Origin of the sequence: Bacteroides sp. D2 (assembly GCF_025147085.1) — a bacterium.
Classification (GTDB): Bacteria; Bacteroidota; Bacteroidia; order Bacteroidales; family Bacteroidaceae; genus Bacteroides.
This window is the reverse complement of the sequence record NZ_CP102261.1, coordinates 2,883,413-2,901,916: the sequence shown is the minus strand read 5'-3', so window position 1 is coordinate 2,901,916 and position 18,504 is coordinate 2,883,413. Positions and strand designations below refer to the sequence as shown.

The following is an 18,504-nucleotide window of genomic DNA, read 5'->3' as shown; positions in this document are numbered from 1 at the left end:
TAGAGTAAATTATCGGATTAACAAAGAAGTCCCGGTGACAACATTGAATGTTGCGCCGGGACTTTCTTCATTTTATTTGAATCTATTACGCTACTTTAGAATGGTCTGCCACCTCCATAGCCTCCACCACGTGGCCCACGCGGACCACCGCCATCAAAGCCACCATGACGCATATTGCCACGGGCTTCTTTATTTCCAAAAATATTCAGGCGATAAGAAAAACGGAGCATACAATAACTGTTAATTCCATTATATTCGGAAACAGAACGCATATCGGCTGTCAACGAACGGCTGATATTGGATTGCTGCCGCAAAATATCATATACTTCAAAACTGATGGTTGCAGCATTGCCTTTCAGGAAATTCTGAGCAATCTGCGCATTCCAGATAAGTTCATTCTTATTCATACTGGCATCACGATAACCACGGCGTGCGTTATTAGTTATATTGGTTGACAACGTCATACTCCAAGGTAAAGAGATATTAGTGCTTGCACCATAACCAAATGTATAAGGTTCCTGGTTATTTTCCGGACGCAGTTTGTTTCGTTCAAAGTTATAGTTGATTGAACCATTCAAGGTAAATTCAAACCAGTCGTTACGGAAAGTTCCATTCAGATTCTCTCCTAAAGTCAATGTTGTACTGGTGTTCTTGTCATTTATCTTGGTATCGTCATTGAAAAGGTAAGAAACCGCATTGGTATAGTTGGCACGAGAGAAAGAGTTTATAGTGAAACGCTTATCTTTCAATGCCGTATTGAATCCAAACATCCCCATCGCATTCCAGTTTCCGTTGATATTCTCCGGTTTAACTGTTACTCCACCGGTACTCTGATTGTAAGTAGTGGCATTGGTAATGTTGTTTTGAGTCATATTCAAGTTTGCATGAGCCATTATGCCACGTTGGCTATCTGCATTATAAGTATTATAAAATAAACGCATAGAATGAGAGAAAGAAGGCTTCAATCCCGGATTACCCTTACGAATGTTCAACGGATTAGAATCATCGGTTACATCCAGCAAATTTTCCATACTCGGCTGACTTGCACGTCCCCGATAAGTAAAACGTAACTGGCTGACTTTAGAGAATCTGTAACGAAAATCAACATTAGGAGCAAAATTGAACACATTTCTTTTTACTACAGTATCTACTTCAGCTTTCTTATAATCTAATCTAGTATTCTGCGGTTGCAGAGACACTCCAAAGTTCAATCGATATTTCTCGCGGATAATATTCAACCCTGCATTAATATCATGGTTATAATATTTATATTGAGCATATTTACTCAAATCTCTATCCTTATTCTCTTCATACCCTTCAGGTAGACCATCACCAAAATTCCAAAACCAATCCTGTCCTTTATCTGCATCAGGAATCAAACTGTATGTACTTCTATCGCTTTCACTATATTTATACTGAAACTTATAACGGAATTGCAAAAAAGTAGCTTTTGCGATCGGCTCGCTATAAGTCAGTTCAGCTGTATAATCGTAACTCTTGGTGGGAGAAGTGATATACTGTTTACGTTCATCATCCGCTTTGTTTGCTGCCTTATCAAAATAACGCGTTAATGATTCACTAAACTGTTCACTGTCATTATCTCCATAACTAAATGTACCACGGAAAGTTATATTTCGTCCCTGATTATTCAATCTTCGGTTCACTTGCAAAGAAGCATTTGCAGAAAGATCCTGACCTTCAGATTGGGACTCACTATTGCTGGCATTGACACGAATTTCATCCAATGGATCATCTGCGCTTCCCCACAAAACCTTGTTCAGGTAATCATTGGGATTGGACACCAGATTAAATGGATCTCCATTAAAAGTACCCGATTCGGAAATGGAATAGCCATTAGATTTTCCATAAGAAACGTTCGGACGGAAAATAATATTAGTCAATGTATCCGGTTTCCATTCCAAACGAAAGTCGGCATTGAAGTTTGTATTCTTATTACGGCCTTTACTGTTTGAGTTAGAGTACGAATTTCCATTTTGCAGAAAACGTTCCGAGTAGTTTGTAGATGTTGCATCCCGGTCACTGAAATTATAACGGGCACTACCTCCCAGTTCCAGCTTATCAGTCTGAGTAGCAAAATTAGCTCCAAGCATCTTGGTAGCAGTCAAACCATTGCTATTCCGGAAACGAGGCCCACCACCTCCACCAGAGAATCCCTGATCGTTCACATTATTGGCCGAACCGATTAAAGAAAATTGGCTATTATCGACAAAACGGTTCAACATCAAGTTACTTCCGTAACGGTCTTCTGTACCACCGGCAACACTTGCGTTACCAAACCAGCCTTGATTCATTCCTTTCTTCACTTTCAGATCGAGAACAGTTTCTTCTTCCCCATCATCTATTCCGGTAACACGCGCCAAGTCTGATTTTTTATCGTATGTTTTCAGTTTATCGATCATGTTGACCGGCAAGTTCTTCAATCCGGTTTTCACATCACCCCCAAAGAACTCTTTACCATCTACCATAATCTTCTTTACTTCTTTACCATTGATTTTGACATTACCGTCATCATCAATCTCTGCTCCCGGAAGTTTCTTTACCAACTCTTCGAGCATCGCTCCTTCCGGAGTACGATAAGCAGCCGAATTATATTCCAGAGTATCTTCTTTTACGGTCACCTGCGGAGCTTCGGCAGTAATCACAGCTTCTTTCAGCATAACAGCATCCGGGTCTAATGCAATGGTTCCCATCTTTTTATCGGTGGCATTAGCAGATAATTGTATTGGTACGAGTTTGGTACGAAACCCGATATAGGAAACTTTCAATACATATTTCCCGGCTTTTACTTTGGGGAGAGTGAACCATCCCTGGTTACTACTGGCTATACCAGCGGCATAAGCGCTATCGGGCAATGATAATAATTGAACTGTAGCCTGCGCTGCAGGCTCTTTTGTGTCGGCTTCCACCACACGTCCCGAAACGGTAATTACCTTATTCTGTGCAAAAATTGAGAAGGTGCATAGCAACATCAGCACCAACCCTGCTGAAAATCTTTTCATTTACCTTATTTACGATTATATTAGTAGCAATAACAATGTCTTTTTGACAAATAGAATCGCAAAAGGTTTAATTGAAAAGAAAATTATCTTTTAAAGAATCGATCAACAAGCGCTTTTTTAAGACCAAATTCCAAACAAAGCACATTAAAAACCAAAAAGGTCAGGAAAGAAGAAGTATCAACATTAATCACATCTCCTTGCATTACACGCCACAACATGCCACCAAAGACAAACAAAAATGTTAAAAAGATAGCATTACGAACAGCTGAATTACGAATCTGCTCCGTTTCACGGCTCTCATTTTTACTAAATGCAAAGATTATCAACAAGCATCCTGCCATCATCAGCAACTTTGTGCATTCTTTATAAAACAGCAAGTTATGATCGGTCACCACTCCCCGCATCACTAGAATAAAAGGGATGAACAGAGCTACCAACAAGACCACATATCCTAAAGGACGACAATACACAGGTAATAATGCTTTCATGATTGAACGTTTTAATGAGACAAAAGTAAGTAAAAAAAATATTTTATATACATTTGCAGAGTAAAAAAGCAAAAGAATCATGAGTAAACAAGAAGTTATTCTCTGCGAAAGCTTGGAAACGAGCCTCGGTCGTGCCATTGAGTTATGCCCGCATGACAAATTATTCGTCCTCACAGACGAGCATACCCAGCGTCTTTGCCTTCCTTCCTTAAAGGCATCAGGTCTACTGAAAGATGCTGTAGAAATCTGTATCGGAGCCGAAGACGTACATAAAACTCTGGAAACGCTTGCCTCCGTCTGGATGGCATTAAGTACTCAAGGAGCTACCCGCCACTCTTTGCTTATCAATCTTGGAGGAGGGATGGTGACGGATCTCGGAGGTTTTGCCGCAGCCACATTCAAACGTGGAATTTCCTATATCAATATACCGACCACTCTGCTGGCTATGGTAGATGCATCAGTGGGTGGTAAAACAGGAATCAACTTCAACGGTCTGAAAAATGAAATCGGTGCCTTTGCTCCGGCAAACAGTGTACTGATTGAAACAGAATTCCTGCGTACACTGGATGCACACAATTTTTTCTCCGGATATGCTGAAATGCTGAAGCATGGTTTGATTAGCAATACGGCACATTGGGTGGAATTACTCAATTTCAATACTTCTAATATTGACTATACAGCTCTCAAACAATTAGTAGGCCAATCGGTACAAGTGAAAGAAGATATCGTAGAACAGGATCCCTTTGAGCATGGAATCCGCAAGGCATTAAACCTGGGACACACTGTGGGACATGCATTCGAAAGCATGGCACTGGCAGAGGACCGCCCTGTATTGCATGGATATGCAGTAGCTTGGGGAATCGTATGCGAACTGTATCTTTCTCATCTCAAAGTAGATTTCCCGAAAGAGAAAATGAGACAAACGATCCAATTTATCAAGGACAATTATGGTGTATTTACTTTCGATTGCAAAAAATACGACCAACTATATGCATTCATGACGCATGACAAAAAGAATACTTCAGGTACAATTAATTTCACTCTACTGAAGGATATCGGAGATATTTGCATCAATCAAACTGCCGATAAGGACACTATTTTCGAGATGCTCGATTTCTATCGCGAATGTATGGGAATTTAATCCGACACCGGAGAGATTACATAATAAAAGGGAATGAAGTAAACTTCATTCCCTTTCTCTTCCCAATCCCTATAAATAATTGGCAATTGTGCGACAATTGCCCGCGCTATTGTTCTAAGTTACTCATTCGATACTGTGAAAGCGACATACCTGTATGCTTTCTAAAAAAACGTCCAAGCGACGATTGATTCGCAAAGTTGGTTTTTATGGCTATCTCCTGAATATTCAGGCTTGTATTCTTCAATAAAGCCTTGATCTCTAATATGATGTATTCAACAATCCAGTCTTTAGCAGATTTCCCACTTGTTTCCTTGATTACCATAGTCAGGTATTTGGAAGTAATACACAATTTATCTGCATAAAAAGCTACATCCTTATTCTCCTTAAAATGCTTCATGATAAGTCCAAAGAATTTATTAGCCAATTCTTCTTTACGGGTATCCCTACGAGCAGTCATCAAGGTCGCTTCCTTCTGATAAGCATTGAACAGTTCCAGATAAAGATACCTCAACAAATGAATAATCAGCTCACGCCTATATATATCTTGAGACGTAACTTTATCTTTTATCATACCCAGATAATTATACATCCGGGGAATATCGCGTTCCGACTGTGGATACCAATAATGACTCCGCATATAGAAAAAGAAATGCGGAGAAAATCTGGGTACACCACTTAACGCATCACTAAACAGTGAAGTAGATATCACCATCGTAATGGTCGAGAAATCTTCACTTGGCTCACAAAATGAGACAAATTGTCCGGGTAATAATATAATCAATTCCTCCGGCTGTATCCAGTGCACATCTTCATGAACTGTAATTTTAGCCCTTCCACTTAAACAATATATAATCAAACCTGACTGATTATTTGAAGGATAAGAAGTCAGAGGAAGATACTTCAGATTTTGATAAAACTTAAAATCGTCACCCAGGACGTATATCTCTAATGTCTCTCTATTTTTAATGTCTAACATTTAACACCTTTCTAAACTAAGTCTTTTTACAAATGTATAACTTCCTAATTTACCACGCACCAAAAATGGAAATACAGTATCATACTAGGGAAGTCAAACACCTTTTATTTGCATTAATTCATAAACAAACTCACTGATTGTTAGTTCATTTGTCATTTTCCTATTTAGTTTTATTATGGACTTAGCTGCTTTTTATTGTCTTTTAATACAAAAAAAAGGGTTAATGTCGTCAAATGAAAAATAAGCAGATTGTTTTCTAATTCAAGCAAAATTTTAAATATCTCCCCCTAATATCACAAAAGAAGCAATCAAAAGATGCCCCAATAATCCACAAACCTATTGAGAAAATGATTTGTATAGCGTAAAGAAAGGCTAATAATCAGAATCATAGCCATAAATCAGCATAAATCATACTAGAAAATTCAGCGGATTATTTGCTATTTAAAAATTAATATGTACTTTTGCATCCGCAATTCGGGGTATAGCTCAGCCCGGTAGAGTACGCGTCTGGGGGGCGTGTGGTCGCAAGTTCGAATCTTGTTGCCCCGACTGGTAAAAGAGGTTAGAAGCCGAATGGGTTCTAACCTCTCTTTATTTTATAAAACAATGAAAGAAGATCCTAGACATATTCGTATCAGTGAGTACAATTATCCTCTTCCGGATGAACGTATTGCTAAATTCCCGTTGCCTACCCGCGACCAGTCCAAACTCCTAATATATCGCCGTGGAGAAGTCAGTGAAGACATATTCACCTCCTTACCGGAGTATCTTCCACAAGGTAGTCTAATGATATTCAATAATACGAAAGTCATTCAGGCACGTCTTCATTTCCGGAAAGAAACAGGGGCACTGATTGAAGTATTCTGCCTTGAACCGATTCAGCCAAATGATTATGCATTGAACTTCCAACAGACAGAACATGCCGCTTGGCTTTGTATGATCGGCAACCTGAAAAAATGGAAAGACGGAGAGTTAAAGCGCGAAATGACCGTCAAAGGATTTCCGATCACATTGACTGCCGTCAGAGGAGAATGTAAAGGAACCAGTCATTGGGTAGATTTCTCATGGGATAATCCGGAAGTGACATTTGCCGATATTCTTGAAGTATTCGGAGAACTTCCTATTCCTCCTTACTTAAACCGGGATACAGAAGAAAGTGATAAGGAAACTTATCAGACCGTTTACTCTAAGATTAAAGGTTCGGTAGCTGCACCTACGGCCGGTTTACATTTCACTCCGCGAGTATTAGATGCACTGCAAGAAAAAGGTATCGATCTTGAAGAGTTAACATTACATGTAGGAGCCGGAACATTCAAACCTGTAAAAAGTGAAGAGATCGAAGGTCATGAGATGCACACAGAATATATATCGGTCAACCGGAGCACGATTAAGAAACTAATCGATCATGATGGCTGTGCCATTGCTGTAGGAACCACCTCTGTACGCACTCTCGAAAGCTTGTATCACATTGGAGTTATTTTAGCAGATCATCCGGATGCTACGGAAGAAGAACTGCACGTCAAACAGTGGCAGCCCTATGAGAAATACGATCAAATTCCTCCGGTAGTTGCTCTCCAAAAGATATTGGGTTATCTCGATAGAAATGGGCTCGAAGCTCTCCATACCAGCACACAAATTATCATAGCTCCTGGATATCAGTACAAGATAGTAAAAGCGATGGTTACTAACTTTCATCAGCCACAAAGTACCCTATTATTATTAGTTTCAGCTTTTGTTAAAGGAAACTGGCGTGCGATTTATGATTATGCTTTAGCACATGATTTCCGATTCTTAAGTTATGGAGATTCTTCCTTATTAATGCCATAAATATTCTGCATCCAAAGGAATTCAGTTCACCAAATAAAAAAGTACCATGCTAAGCGATAATAACCAAGAAATGTTCCCCGTCGTAGATGAGCAGGGGAATATCACCGGAGCGGCCACTCGTGGAGAATGTCATAGTGGCAGCAAACTACTTCACCCGGTAGTCCATCTTCATATTTTCAATACCCGTGGAGAGTTGTATCTGCAAAAACGTCCTGAATGGAAAGACATCCAACCGGGGAAATGGGATACAGCCGTAGGCGGACATATCGACTTGGGCGAAAGCGTAGAAATCGCTCTAAAGAGAGAAGTCCGTGAAGAATTAGGCATCACGGACTTTATTCCTGAACTACTTACTAATTATATTTTCGAGTCCGAACGTGAAAAAGAACTTGTCTTTGTTCACAAGACTGTTTACGATGGAGAAATCCATCCCAGTGAAGAACTGGATGGAGGACGATTCTGGACCATTGAAGAAATAAAAGAAAACTTAGGAAAGGGGATCTTCACTCCCAATTTCGAAAGCGAATTGCAGAAAGTCTCTCTTATTCCTTCTCTATCCAAGTAACGATCTTTTCAGAGAACGGACTTTCTTTGGGAGAGGCAAAGCCCACCCAGTTTCCGTTCTCATCAATCATGAATTTCTGGAAATTCCACTGAACCGACGCATCTTCTTTACCATTCAGTTTCTTCTCTGTCAGCCATTGATAAAGGGGAGCAATTTCTTTCCCTTTGACGGAAATCTTAGCCATCATCGGGAAAGTCACATCGTAATTCAAAGAACAGAATTGAGCTATTTCCTCATTACTTCCAGGCTCCTGCCCCATAAAGTTATTTGCCGGGAAACCGATTATTACAAAGTCTTTATCTTTATATTTCTCATACAGTTTCTCCAGTTGAGCATACTGTGGCGTCAGTCCGCACTTAGAAGCCACGTTGACCACAAGCACTTTCTTACCTTTCAATGAAGAAAGAGGAAAGTCTTTGCCATCAATCGTTTTCACTGTAAAATCATAAAAAGACTTGTTCTGCGCTTCCAAAGAAACAGCAAACAACAGACTTACCATCATCAAGACGAATGTTTTCATGGTGAATATACATTTAGTTTGTTTCTATAATAAACGAACCAATGTGAAGAAATGTTCTGTTATTCTATGATAGCTGCAAAACCTCCGTTTCTGACCATCTTCACGGTCAACTGTTCTCCGGCTTTCACCTGCGACGACTTACAACGATAATCCATCGCCTGACGTCCTGCATTGATACCATCTTCAAAAGATGTCATCTGATAAGAACGATCTTTATTCAGAAAATCCAGTTTGATAGTAAATTCACGTTCCCTTTCACCATTGTTGGTCATTCCTCCTATGAACCACTTATCACCTTTGCGTTTCGCCACAATTACATATTCACCCGCTTTAGCTTCCAATGCCACTGTCTCATCCCAAGTTACAGGAACTTGTGTGATGAAGCGGGTACAATCTTCATTACGATAATAAAGAGTCGGATTATCCGCCAACATCTGTAGACCGCTTTCGAAAACCACAAATAATGCCAGCTGATAAGCCCGTGTTCCGATACTGGCAGAATTCGGACGTTCTGATCTATACACATTAGGTTGCATACTAATCATTGCTCCGGGAGTATAATCCATCGGTCCAACAGCATTACGCATAAACGGTAAATACAGACTGTTATCCGGATAGCAACCTCCCATATTTTCCATACCTCGCACTCCTTCGTAAGAGAGCACATTCGGATATTTATATTCTAATCCGGCCGGTTTGAAAGAACCATGAAAATCGACAAATAAATTATGTTTAGCCGCTTCTCGGGCTACCCGTTCGTAATAGTTGACCATCCACTGGTCACTTCTATCCATAAAATCAATTTTAAGTCCTTTCACTCCCCATTCATTGAAAGTCTTGAACAGGTCAAAATTGTTTTCCACAGTCAACCATGTCAGCCAGAGCACAATCCCTACATTCTTTTCTTTGCCATAACGAATTAGTTCATGCAAATTAACTTTGGGGTTCGGTGTGTAAGGGTCACGAGTACTTTTGGCCCAACCTTCGTCCATAATAATATAAGGAATGCCGAATTTGGAAGCAAAGTCGATATAATACTTGTAAGTTTCCAGATTATAGCCGGAAACAAAATTCACATCGGGTCCGTAAGGAGAGGCATCGTTCCACCATTCCCAGCTTACCTGCCCCGGTTTTATCCATGAAACGTCCTGAAGTTGATTCTTTTCAGCAAGCCGATAAGTCATTGTGTTTTCAATCAACTGCTTATCATTCTTACTTATCACAAAGTAGCGCCAAGGATAATTTCTCGTTCCTTTTGTCTTGGCAATATAATCTGCTTCTTCAGTGATTTTCAGACTGCGGTCTCCATCTTCCGCAAAAGCAAGCGGAGTTTTAGGGAAAGTAGAAACTATTCCATTCGCACCTGTTCCTTTGAGAAACATACATGGATAATCGGTTAGGTCCGATTCACTGATTAATATCTTGTAGTCTTTTTTTGTATCGATCAAAGCCGGTAAAATAGCCATTTTATCTTCCGGCTTCCACGTATTACTCTGAATATGTGTATAAGGTTCTTCACAAGAAGTTTTGAAACCTCCCGGTTGTTGCAAATGAAGCAGATAATCCGATGGGAAGTTGATTGCAAATTCCTCACCCATCACTTCAACGTCCCCTTTTTGCGAAGTTATGAACCGATAAGCAATTCCATCATCAAAGGCACGGAACTCTACTGAATAGTCTTTGAAAGTCAGTAGCAATTGATTATAACGATTATTGACTTTCGAATATTTCAAAGGTACCACAGGAGTCAATTGTTCGTCGATACTCGTACGCTTCTGACGACGCAACTTAGGATTCTGCCCCAACACTTGATTCTTCAGAATCAACTGAAGAAAGTTGTCTTTCAACAATACTTCTCCATTATAATCTATATTATAATAGATTTTATCCGAGAGATTGAATGACACTTTTATTTCTCCATTAGGAGAAACTAACTCAAACTTGTTCTGGGCATGAAGTAGCGATACCAAACACAGGAACATTGATAGCAATAAATACTTTCTCATTTTTTTATTTTATGTTATACCATATTATCTGAAAGCCTTTATACAAAGATAAAGATTATGTTTAAAGTCCGTATTGAAACCTCATTGTTTTTCCTGGAAAAGATAACGATGGAGCCACCGCCTCATCCGATACCGCACGTTTATAATTCGGTTTACCGCTCATCACAAAACGTAACTTCACGCCATCACGTATATCTTCATATCTCAAATAAGATTTATCATACTTCTTACCATTGACATACAATTCCTTCACATACACATTCTTCGGTGACCAATTATCCGCTACCATTTCAATAGATTTTCCATTACTCATCCGAACCGTTATCGCTTCCACACAAGGAGAACCGACATTATACACATTACTCGATGGAGTAACCGGATAAAAACCGATACAGTTGAACATATACCAAGCCGACATCTGTCCGCAATCATCATTTCCGCTTAACGCATCCGGCGTATCTCCATAGAAACGGTCAACAATAGTACGAACCCATTTCTGACACTTCCAAGGTTCTTTCAGATAATTATAAAGATACGCTACATGATGGCAAGGTTCATTGCCATGCCAATAAGCACCGATGCGTCCCTGTATATCATGTGCACCCGGAATATCATCCGGCAATTCTACAGTGAACAATTCATCCAGTCGATTACGGAACCAAGCTTCACCAGCTTCATTAATATAACCTTGTACATCTTGAGGAACGTACCACGTATACTGAACAGTAAAACCTTCTGTTATATCTCCCCATCCATTCACAGAACCAGGTCCTTGATAAGCCACCGGAGTGAATGGTGTACGCCAGTTTCCCTTACTGTCCTTACCACGCATGTACTTCGTTTCCGGGTCAATCAGAGTCTGATAAGAGAGTGCACGATTCAGGAAATAACGATAATCATCTTCTTTACCTAGAGCCTTAGCAGCCTGTGCTATGCAATAATCATCATAAGCATATTCCAATGTTTTCGACACCGATTCCGCCTCTTTATCAAAAGGGACATATCCCATGGTGCGATACTCCGGCAGACAGTCATAATTCGAATTCATCGCTGTGGTCTTCATGGCTTCATACGCACGTTCGTAATCGAAGCCTTTCACTCCTTTCACAATCATGTCTGCCAGTACGGAAACAGCATGATAACCAATCATACACCAGGTTTCATTTCCATAGAAAGACCAGATAGGAAGCATTTTCTCCACACTCTTGTCATAATGTGCCAGCATTGAATTGGCAATATTCGCATTAACATCCTGCTGAACCAAATTGAACCAGGGATGCAAAGCACGATACGTATCCCAAAGAGAGAAAACCGTATAATTGGTAAAGCCCTCTGCTTTCTCTATATTCTTATCCAAGCCACGAAACTGACCGTCCGCATCCTGAAAGATAAACGGGTGCAAAGCAGCATGATAAGCTGACGTATAAAAAGTTCTTTTCGTTTTACGATCAGCGGTAAGCGTATATTTTCCCAATTCCTTTTCCCAAAGAGCTTCCCCTCTCGCTTTCAAGTCATTAAAAGTCAGTCCGGCGAGCTCATTCATATTATTCTTTGCTCCATTGGTACTGACTGACGAAATAGCCGTTTTCACAATCACTTCCTCTCCGGCTTTCGTTTCGAAAGAAATACAAGCCATTAGATTCTTTCCCCAAGTCTCATAACTACTACGGAACCGGGAAGTGTTGTAAATCACCGGTTTCTTATCCTGCATAAAACGCAGTCCGGTTAACTTCTTTGAGAAAGTAGCCGTAAAATAGACATGTCGTTCAGGTCCCCAACCTTTCACCAATTTATAACCGGTAATAGTGGAATCATTTTCCATCCGTAGATTCGCCCATTCACAAGATTGCCACAAAGTATGGTTCATATCAATCATGATAAATGCTTTCTCCGACTGTGGATAAGTAAAACGAAACATCCCACTGCGCACTCCTGACGTCATTTCAGCTTTCACTCCACAATCCGTCAATTCCACAGCATAATAATTGGGAGAAGCCCATTCCTTCTCATGTGAATAGCGAGAACGATATCCTTTCTCCGGCTCCTCACGAGTACCCGGGTCCAGTTTCATTTCTCCAATTCCAGGAATGAACAGAAAGTCTCCTAAATCAGGTATGCCCGTCCCACTTAAGTGAGTCAGACTGAATCCCAGCAGAGTAGAATGATTATATTTGTAACCGGAGGCTGCGTCATAGTATTTACTATCTGTGTCCGGGCTCATCTGAATTCCTCCGAAAGGAATTTGTGCACCCGGATAAACATTCCCATAACCATCTGTCCCAACAAACGGATTCACATAATCAATCAGTTTCTCGGTTTGAGCCATGCCCGGCAAGACACTCACCAGACACGACCAAACCAAAAACAATCTCTTTTTACCAAATCTACAGATCATATTTATTCTTTATTGTGCTTGTATATCTCCCACAGCTACCTGATACTCGTGCCACAGTTCATCAATGTTATATTCATTCCCTAAAATATGCTTGATAGCTCCGTCAAACGACCAGGGAATCACCTCTAACGTACTACGATTGAATTTACGCAAGAACTCCGGGTCTTTATTATCACGCAACCAAACGAAAAAATAACCCGCTGTACGATACCCGTCCATATAGTTCCCGCCTTTCGGACGTGCGTTAGGACCGTCAAAACCACCATTTGCCACACGCACCGCATCTGCCATACCCTCAATAAACGCCCAGAACACCCGATTAGTACCGTATGAGCCAACCCCTTGCGGTTCCAACTGATAAGCATGTGTCAACTCATGCAAGAGTACTCCGCGAGTCTCAAAAAACAATTTTGCCGTATCATTGGCAGCAAATGACTTCTCAATATGCCGTGTGCTATAGAAAATTGTAACATCTCCATTACCACCACCTTTGGCAGAAACACCTTCAATATCTTCCAACGTATAATGTATTTTATTTACCGTAGGAATACTATCTTCCGGAGAATGGTAAAGCGTAGCCAATACTTCACGCGCCTGGGCTTTGATATACGATTCCGCATCAGGGATAATCCGGTGATAAATATCCGAACCCTTCGTTTCCGGTGCTTTATCCTCAAATAAAATGGTTCCTACATTATATTTACCCCATGCATCAGGCGTTATTTTAACGCGTTCTTTTGAGGTTGCTGAACAAGCCCCCATAGCTACCAACAGGCAGGCTACATAGATCAAATGTCTCTTTTTCATATCTTTACTCTATTATTTATTAATTCCATTAGTTAGTGAATATGGTTTATCTTCTGCCGATAAACCACGGCGTTTATTCGGTGATGCAGACATCTTAAACTCAAGTACCCCGCCTTTCAGTATATCTTCATGCGTGAGGTACATCTTATCATAGATTTTTCCATTCAGTTTCAGCGACTGTACATAACGTCTCTTATCACTGACACCGGGAGCCTTAATCTCCAACGTATTCCCATTGGGAAGCTTCAACTTCAGATAAGGCAGATACGGTGCTCCCAATACATATTGATCCGTTCCGGGGCAAACCGGATAGAAACCCATCACCGAGAAAAGATACCACGCAGACATCTGTCCGCAATCGTCATTACCACCCAAGCCGTTGATATCGTTCTTATACATTTTATTCAGGATTTCACGCAGCCAGTACTGGGTCTTCCACGGTTCGGAGGTCCAGGCATAGAGATAAGGGACATGATGACTCGGTTCATTGCCATGTACATACCCGCCAACCAGACATTCTGCCGTGATATCCTCATTATGCTCGTAATATTTCTCCGGCAAATGCATGGAGAACAGTTTATCCAGTTTATCGACAAAGACCCTTTCTCCTCCCATCAAGTCCATCATTCCAAACACATCATGCGGCACGTGGAAAGAGAAGTTCCAGGAATTTCCCTCAATAAAGCCCTCGCCATAGGTCTGCAATACATCGAAATCTTTCTTGAATGAACCGTCGCTATAACGGGGACGGGCAAAGCCAATCGTAGTATCATAAATATTACGGTAATTCAAGGCACGCTTCCGATAGGTTTCCGCAATATCCTTTTTACCGGATTTCAAGGCAGTCTGATAGATGGTCCAGTCATCGTAGGCATATTCCAACGTGGAGGAAGCGGCTGTACCGCTCTTATCCAATGGGATATAACCCAGCTTCATGTAATCTGCTACTCCTTCATAATAAGGTACGGTAGAAGTGCTTACCATGGCAGCCAAAGCCTCATCAACATTGGAAAAGACTCCTTTAGTAATGGCATCCGCCAATACGGATACGGCATGATATCCGCTCATACACCAGTTCTCATTCCCCATCATACTCCAGACAGGCAGCATTCCGTGCACACTCTGCTGCTCATGCTTTATCATTGACTCCACCATGTCCGAATTTCGTTCTGGTTTTACCAGATTCAGAAACGGATGTTCTGCACGGTATGTATCCCAGAGCGAGAATATGGTATAATTGGTGAAGCCTTTCGCCTGATGAATATTATGATCCAGACCGCGATAAGCTCCATCCACATCCATATAGACAGACGGATTAATCATCGTATGATAAAGTGAAGTGTAAAGCATTGCTTTCTGATCGGCAGTTCCTTCTACTTCAAAATGATCCAGTTCATTATTCCAGTCTGTACGGGCTGCTTCAGCCAGCTGTTCAAAGCTCTTTCCGGAAGCTTCGGCGCGCAGATTCTTAACAGCTCCCTCGGTGCTGACAGCAGAGAGTGCTACTTTCACCACCAGTTCCGGTTCTTGGGCTGTATTGAAATTGAAATAGGCTACAATCTTACGGCCCGTAATCTCCGGGAAGTTCTTGTCCATATTGAAGCGACGCCAGAAGCCATTGTAAAGCACCTTTTCTTTATCCTTATAGCCATAGTCCCTGATAGGTTGCGACAAAGAAATAGCGAAATAAGTATAGTTGGTTCTCGCCCATCCGTTTGTGATGCGATAGCCTGTCAATAACGTATCATTCTCTACCCGCAAGTTGGCCCAGAGCACTTTGCCGTCATAGTTGTATATACCATGAACCAGGTCAAGGATAAGATGACCGTCTTTGCCTTTAGGGAAAGTGTATTTATGGACTCCTACCCGTTGCGTTGCAGTCAACTGTGCCTTTATGCCATAATCATCGAGCATCACTTCATAATATCCGGGAGTAGACTTTTCCGTAGCATGGCTGAAACGGGAACGGTAGCCTTCATCCGGATGATCCGCCCTGCCACAATTGAGCTTCAAGTCTCCTACGGCAGGCATCAACAGGATATCGCCTAAATCCGAATGACCCGTTCCGCTAAGATGCGTATGGCTGAAGCCGACAATCGTCTTGTCCCGATACTGATAACCGGCGCAATATTCATAAGCGTTCTTCTGATAAGCCCCATTTATGTTATGTGGAATTGTGTCTGTGTCCGGACTTAGTTGCACCCACCCGAAAGGTGTGCAGGCACCAGGAAAAGTATGTCCCATACCATTCGTGCCGATGATCGGATTCACATAATCTACCGGCTGTTGAGCCATGGCGGACGACATTGCAATCGCCGCCACAGCTATTATCCCTATTTTCTTCTTTATACCGTACATATCTATTTACTTTTTGTCGAGAGAGAAAGAGTATGGATAATCAGATTCATTCACACCTCTTCCCGTATTGGGTTTATTATCCATTTCGAACAACAGGCGCCTGCCTTTCAATAAATCAAAATGATTCAGATAATTCTTCGTATAGTTCTTTCCATTATAGTTCAATGAACGGATATAACGGTTCTCATCACTATTCTTAGGAGCAGAAATTTCAAGCTTCCTGCCATTCTCCAGGGTAATGGTTGCTTTCTTGAAATAAGGAGCTCCCATCACATATTCATTGCTACCCGGACATACCGGATAGAAACCCAAGGCCGTAAATACATACCAGGCGGAAGTCTGCCCGTTATCCTCGTCACCACAATATCCATCCGGAGTGGCAAAGTACAACCGCGTCATTACCTCACGCAGCCAGTATTGTGCTTTCCAGGGTTCGCCGGCATAATTATACAGGTAAATCATGTGCTGGATCGGTTGATTGCCATGTGCATAATTGCCCATGTTAGCTATTTCCATCTCCCGGATTTCATGGATCACTCCACCGTAATAACTATCATCAAATACCGGAGGAAGATTGAATACCGAATCGAGCATGCTCACAAATATTTTCTTACCGCCCATCAGATCAATAAGTCCCTGCGGATCGTGGAAGACAGACCAGGTATAATGCCAACTGTTTCCTTCGGTAAAGGCGTCTCCCCACTTAAACGGATTGAAAGGTGTCTGGAAAGTTCCGTCGGAATTTTTGCCGCGCATCAGTTTCGTTTCCGGGTCAAACAAGTTCCGATAGTTCTGGCTTCTCTTCTTATAGAGTTCCAGTTCTTCTGCGGGGCGTCCCAACTTCTCACCCATACGGTAGATGCACCAGTCATCGTATGCATACTCCAATGTGCGGGCGGCACTCTCATTAATTTTCACATCATAAGGCACATATCCCAGTTTATTGTAATACTCATATCCGCGACGCCCGGTAGTCGAAACTCTAGGATGCACACTGTTAGCTCCTTTCAGCAGACCTTCGTACATTTTCTCCGCATCCGCTTTAGTCACGTTTTTCATAAAAGCATCTGCCACTACAGAAGCGGAATTGTTTCCAACCATGCAGCCGCGATGTCCGGGACTTGCCCATTCCGGGAAGAATCCGCTTTCAAGATAGGTATTCAACAAACCTTCCTGCATCTTTTCGCCCATCGAAGGATATACCAGATTGACAAATGGGAACAGGCAACGGAAAGTATCCCAGAATCCGGTATCAGTAAACATATAGCCCGGACGGACTTCGCCATTGTAAGGGCTGTAATGAACCGTTTCTCCCTTGGCATTTACCTCATGGAACATACGGGGGAAAAGTACGGAGCGATACAGGCAGGAATAGAATGTACGCATACGGTTCTCATCATTATCCTCTATCCTGATACGTCCCAGTACGTCGTTCCAAGCCTTACGCCCCACTTCTTTAGTCTGTTCAAATGTCTTTTTACCGATCTCTTTCAGGTTGAGTTCCGCCTGTTCCGGGCTTATAAAAGAAGAAGCTACTCTGGCATGTACCTGTTCGCCCTTCTTCGTTGCAAAACCGATAGCCGCTCCTACATGATTGGATTGTAATTCCAGGTGTTTTTCTACCAGATGGTAATCTGCCCATACTTTATTGAAGGTGAAAGGTTTGTCGAACTCTATCACAAAATAGTTCCTAAAGTTTTGGGGTACCCCTCCACTGTTGCGTGTTGTATATCCGATGATCTTATTTTCTTCGGGAATCACTTTGACATAGGAACCACGATCAAAAGCATCTATGACCACATAGGCATCTTTCGTTTCGGGAAAAGTAAAACGGAAATAGGCACAACGTTCGGTCGGAGCAATTTCCGTTGTCAGATTATATTCTGACAGATAAACACTGTAATAATAAGGAGTTGCCTTCTCTGCCTTATGAGAAAACCAGGAGGCGCGCTGTTCCTGGTCTATTTTTAATTGCCCGGTCATCGGCATAATTGAAAACTGGCCGTAATCATTGATCCAGGGACTGGGCTGGTGGGTTTGCTTGAAGCCACGGATTTTATCCGAAGCGTAGGTATAGGCCCAGCCATCACCCATCTTGCCGGTCTGAGGCATCCAGAAATTCATACCCCACGGCAAGGCGATGGCGGGGTAGGTATTTCCATTGGACAACGAGATTTTAGAGTCAGTACCCATCAAGGGATTGACGTAGTCAACAGGTTCTTTTTGGGCAAAAAGAAGAGAAGTGCCCAGTAATAGGGCAGTTCCAAGAGACAATAGGTTCTTTTTATTCATGGTTTGCGAATTAAGCTATTATAATTAGTTGAATATATTTATTTCGTCGTTTCTGCCTGCAAAGTTAGGTATTCTTTAGCCAAAATTATCATGATAAAATGATTTGTCG

The 18,504-nt window shown here is 41.6% G+C and carries 12 protein-coding genes and 1 tRNA gene; 4 read left to right on the top strand and 9 right to left on the bottom strand.

Annotation, left to right across the window (positions count from 1 at the left end; all coding sequences use genetic code 11):
• Positions 1–95: 95 nt before the first annotated feature.
• Together NQ505_RS10150 and NQ505_RS10145 are read right to left on the bottom strand one after the other, a co-directional pair.
• Positions 96–3,020: a TonB-dependent receptor gene (locus NQ505_RS10150; RefSeq protein ID WP_009000330.1), complete on the bottom strand. Its 2,925-nt coding sequence runs from the start codon at positions 3,018–3,020 to the stop codon at positions 96–98.
• Between the two features lie 83 nt (positions 3,021–3,103).
• Positions 3,104–3,508 (bottom strand): hypothetical protein, encoded by a 405-nt coding sequence (locus NQ505_RS10145; protein WP_009000329.1) that lies wholly within the window; start codon positions 3,506–3,508, stop codon positions 3,104–3,106.
• 79 nt (positions 3,509–3,587) lie between these two features.
• On the opposite strand from NQ505_RS10145, the gene aroB reads away from it, so the two are divergent.
• Positions 3,588–4,649, top strand: a complete 1,062-nt coding sequence (gene aroB, locus NQ505_RS10140; protein ID WP_009000328.1) for a 3-dehydroquinate synthase — start codon at positions 3,588–3,590, stop codon at positions 4,647–4,649.
• A 106-nt stretch (positions 4,650–4,755) separates the two neighbouring features.
• Here aroB and NQ505_RS10135 read toward each other — a convergent pair whose 3' ends face one another.
• On the bottom strand, positions 4,756–5,625 hold the full coding sequence (locus NQ505_RS10135) for a helix-turn-helix domain-containing protein (protein ID WP_009000327.1): 870 nt from the start codon (positions 5,623–5,625) through the stop codon (positions 4,756–4,758).
• Between the two features lie 475 nt (positions 5,626–6,100).
• Here NQ505_RS10135 and NQ505_RS10130 point away from each other — a divergent pair.
• From NQ505_RS10130 to NQ505_RS10120, 3 genes are all read left to right on the top strand, one after another.
• Positions 6,101–6,174: transfer RNA gene (locus NQ505_RS10130), tRNA-Pro, on the top strand.
• A gap of 57 nt (positions 6,175–6,231) precedes the next feature.
• Positions 6,232–7,452 carry an S-adenosylmethionine:tRNA ribosyltransferase-isomerase gene (locus tag NQ505_RS10125; RefSeq protein ID WP_032853874.1) on the top strand — a complete coding sequence of 407 codons (1,221 nt, stop codon included), beginning with the start codon at positions 6,232–6,234 and terminating at the stop codon, positions 7,450–7,452.
• A gap of 46 nt (positions 7,453–7,498) precedes the next feature.
• Positions 7,499–8,017 carry an NUDIX hydrolase gene (locus NQ505_RS10120; protein ID WP_009000325.1) on the top strand — a complete coding sequence of 173 codons (519 nt, stop codon included), beginning with the start codon at positions 7,499–7,501 and terminating at the stop codon, positions 8,015–8,017.
• Here the strand turns inward: NQ505_RS10120 and NQ505_RS10115 are convergent.
• The 6 genes from NQ505_RS10115 to NQ505_RS10090 all read right to left on the bottom strand — a co-directional run bounded on the left by NQ505_RS10115 (position 7,995) and on the right by NQ505_RS10090 (position 18,395).
• Positions 7,995–8,537 carry a glutathione peroxidase gene (locus NQ505_RS10115; protein ID WP_009000324.1) on the bottom strand — a complete coding sequence of 181 codons (543 nt, stop codon included), beginning with the start codon at positions 8,535–8,537 and terminating at the stop codon, positions 7,995–7,997. The two genes, NQ505_RS10120 and NQ505_RS10115, sit on opposite strands and share 23 nt — an antisense overlap.
• Positions 8,538–8,596: 59 nt before the next feature.
• Positions 8,597–10,543, bottom strand: a complete 1,947-nt coding sequence (locus NQ505_RS10110; RefSeq protein ID WP_009000323.1) for a glycoside hydrolase family 97 protein — start codon at positions 10,541–10,543, stop codon at positions 8,597–8,599.
• A 61-nt stretch (positions 10,544–10,604) separates the two neighbouring features.
• The gene (locus NQ505_RS10105; RefSeq protein WP_032853792.1) at positions 10,605–12,938 is read right to left on the bottom strand and encodes a GH92 family glycosyl hydrolase; all 2,334 of its coding nucleotides are present in this window, start codon (positions 12,936–12,938) and stop codon (positions 10,605–10,607) included.
• Between the two features lie 9 nt (positions 12,939–12,947).
• On the bottom strand, positions 12,948–13,745 hold the full coding sequence (locus NQ505_RS10100) for a basic secretory family protein (RefSeq protein ID WP_009000321.1): 798 nt from the start codon (positions 13,743–13,745) through the stop codon (positions 12,948–12,950).
• A 12-nt stretch (positions 13,746–13,757) separates the two neighbouring features.
• Positions 13,758–16,103, bottom strand: a complete 2,346-nt coding sequence (locus NQ505_RS10095; RefSeq protein WP_009000320.1) for a GH92 family glycosyl hydrolase — start codon at positions 16,101–16,103, stop codon at positions 13,758–13,760.
• Positions 16,104–16,109: 6 nt separating this feature from the next.
• Positions 16,110–18,395, bottom strand: a complete 2,286-nt coding sequence (locus NQ505_RS10090) for a GH92 family glycosyl hydrolase (protein ID WP_009000319.1) — start codon at positions 18,393–18,395, stop codon at positions 16,110–16,112.
• Between the last annotated feature and the right edge of the window lie 109 nt (positions 18,396–18,504).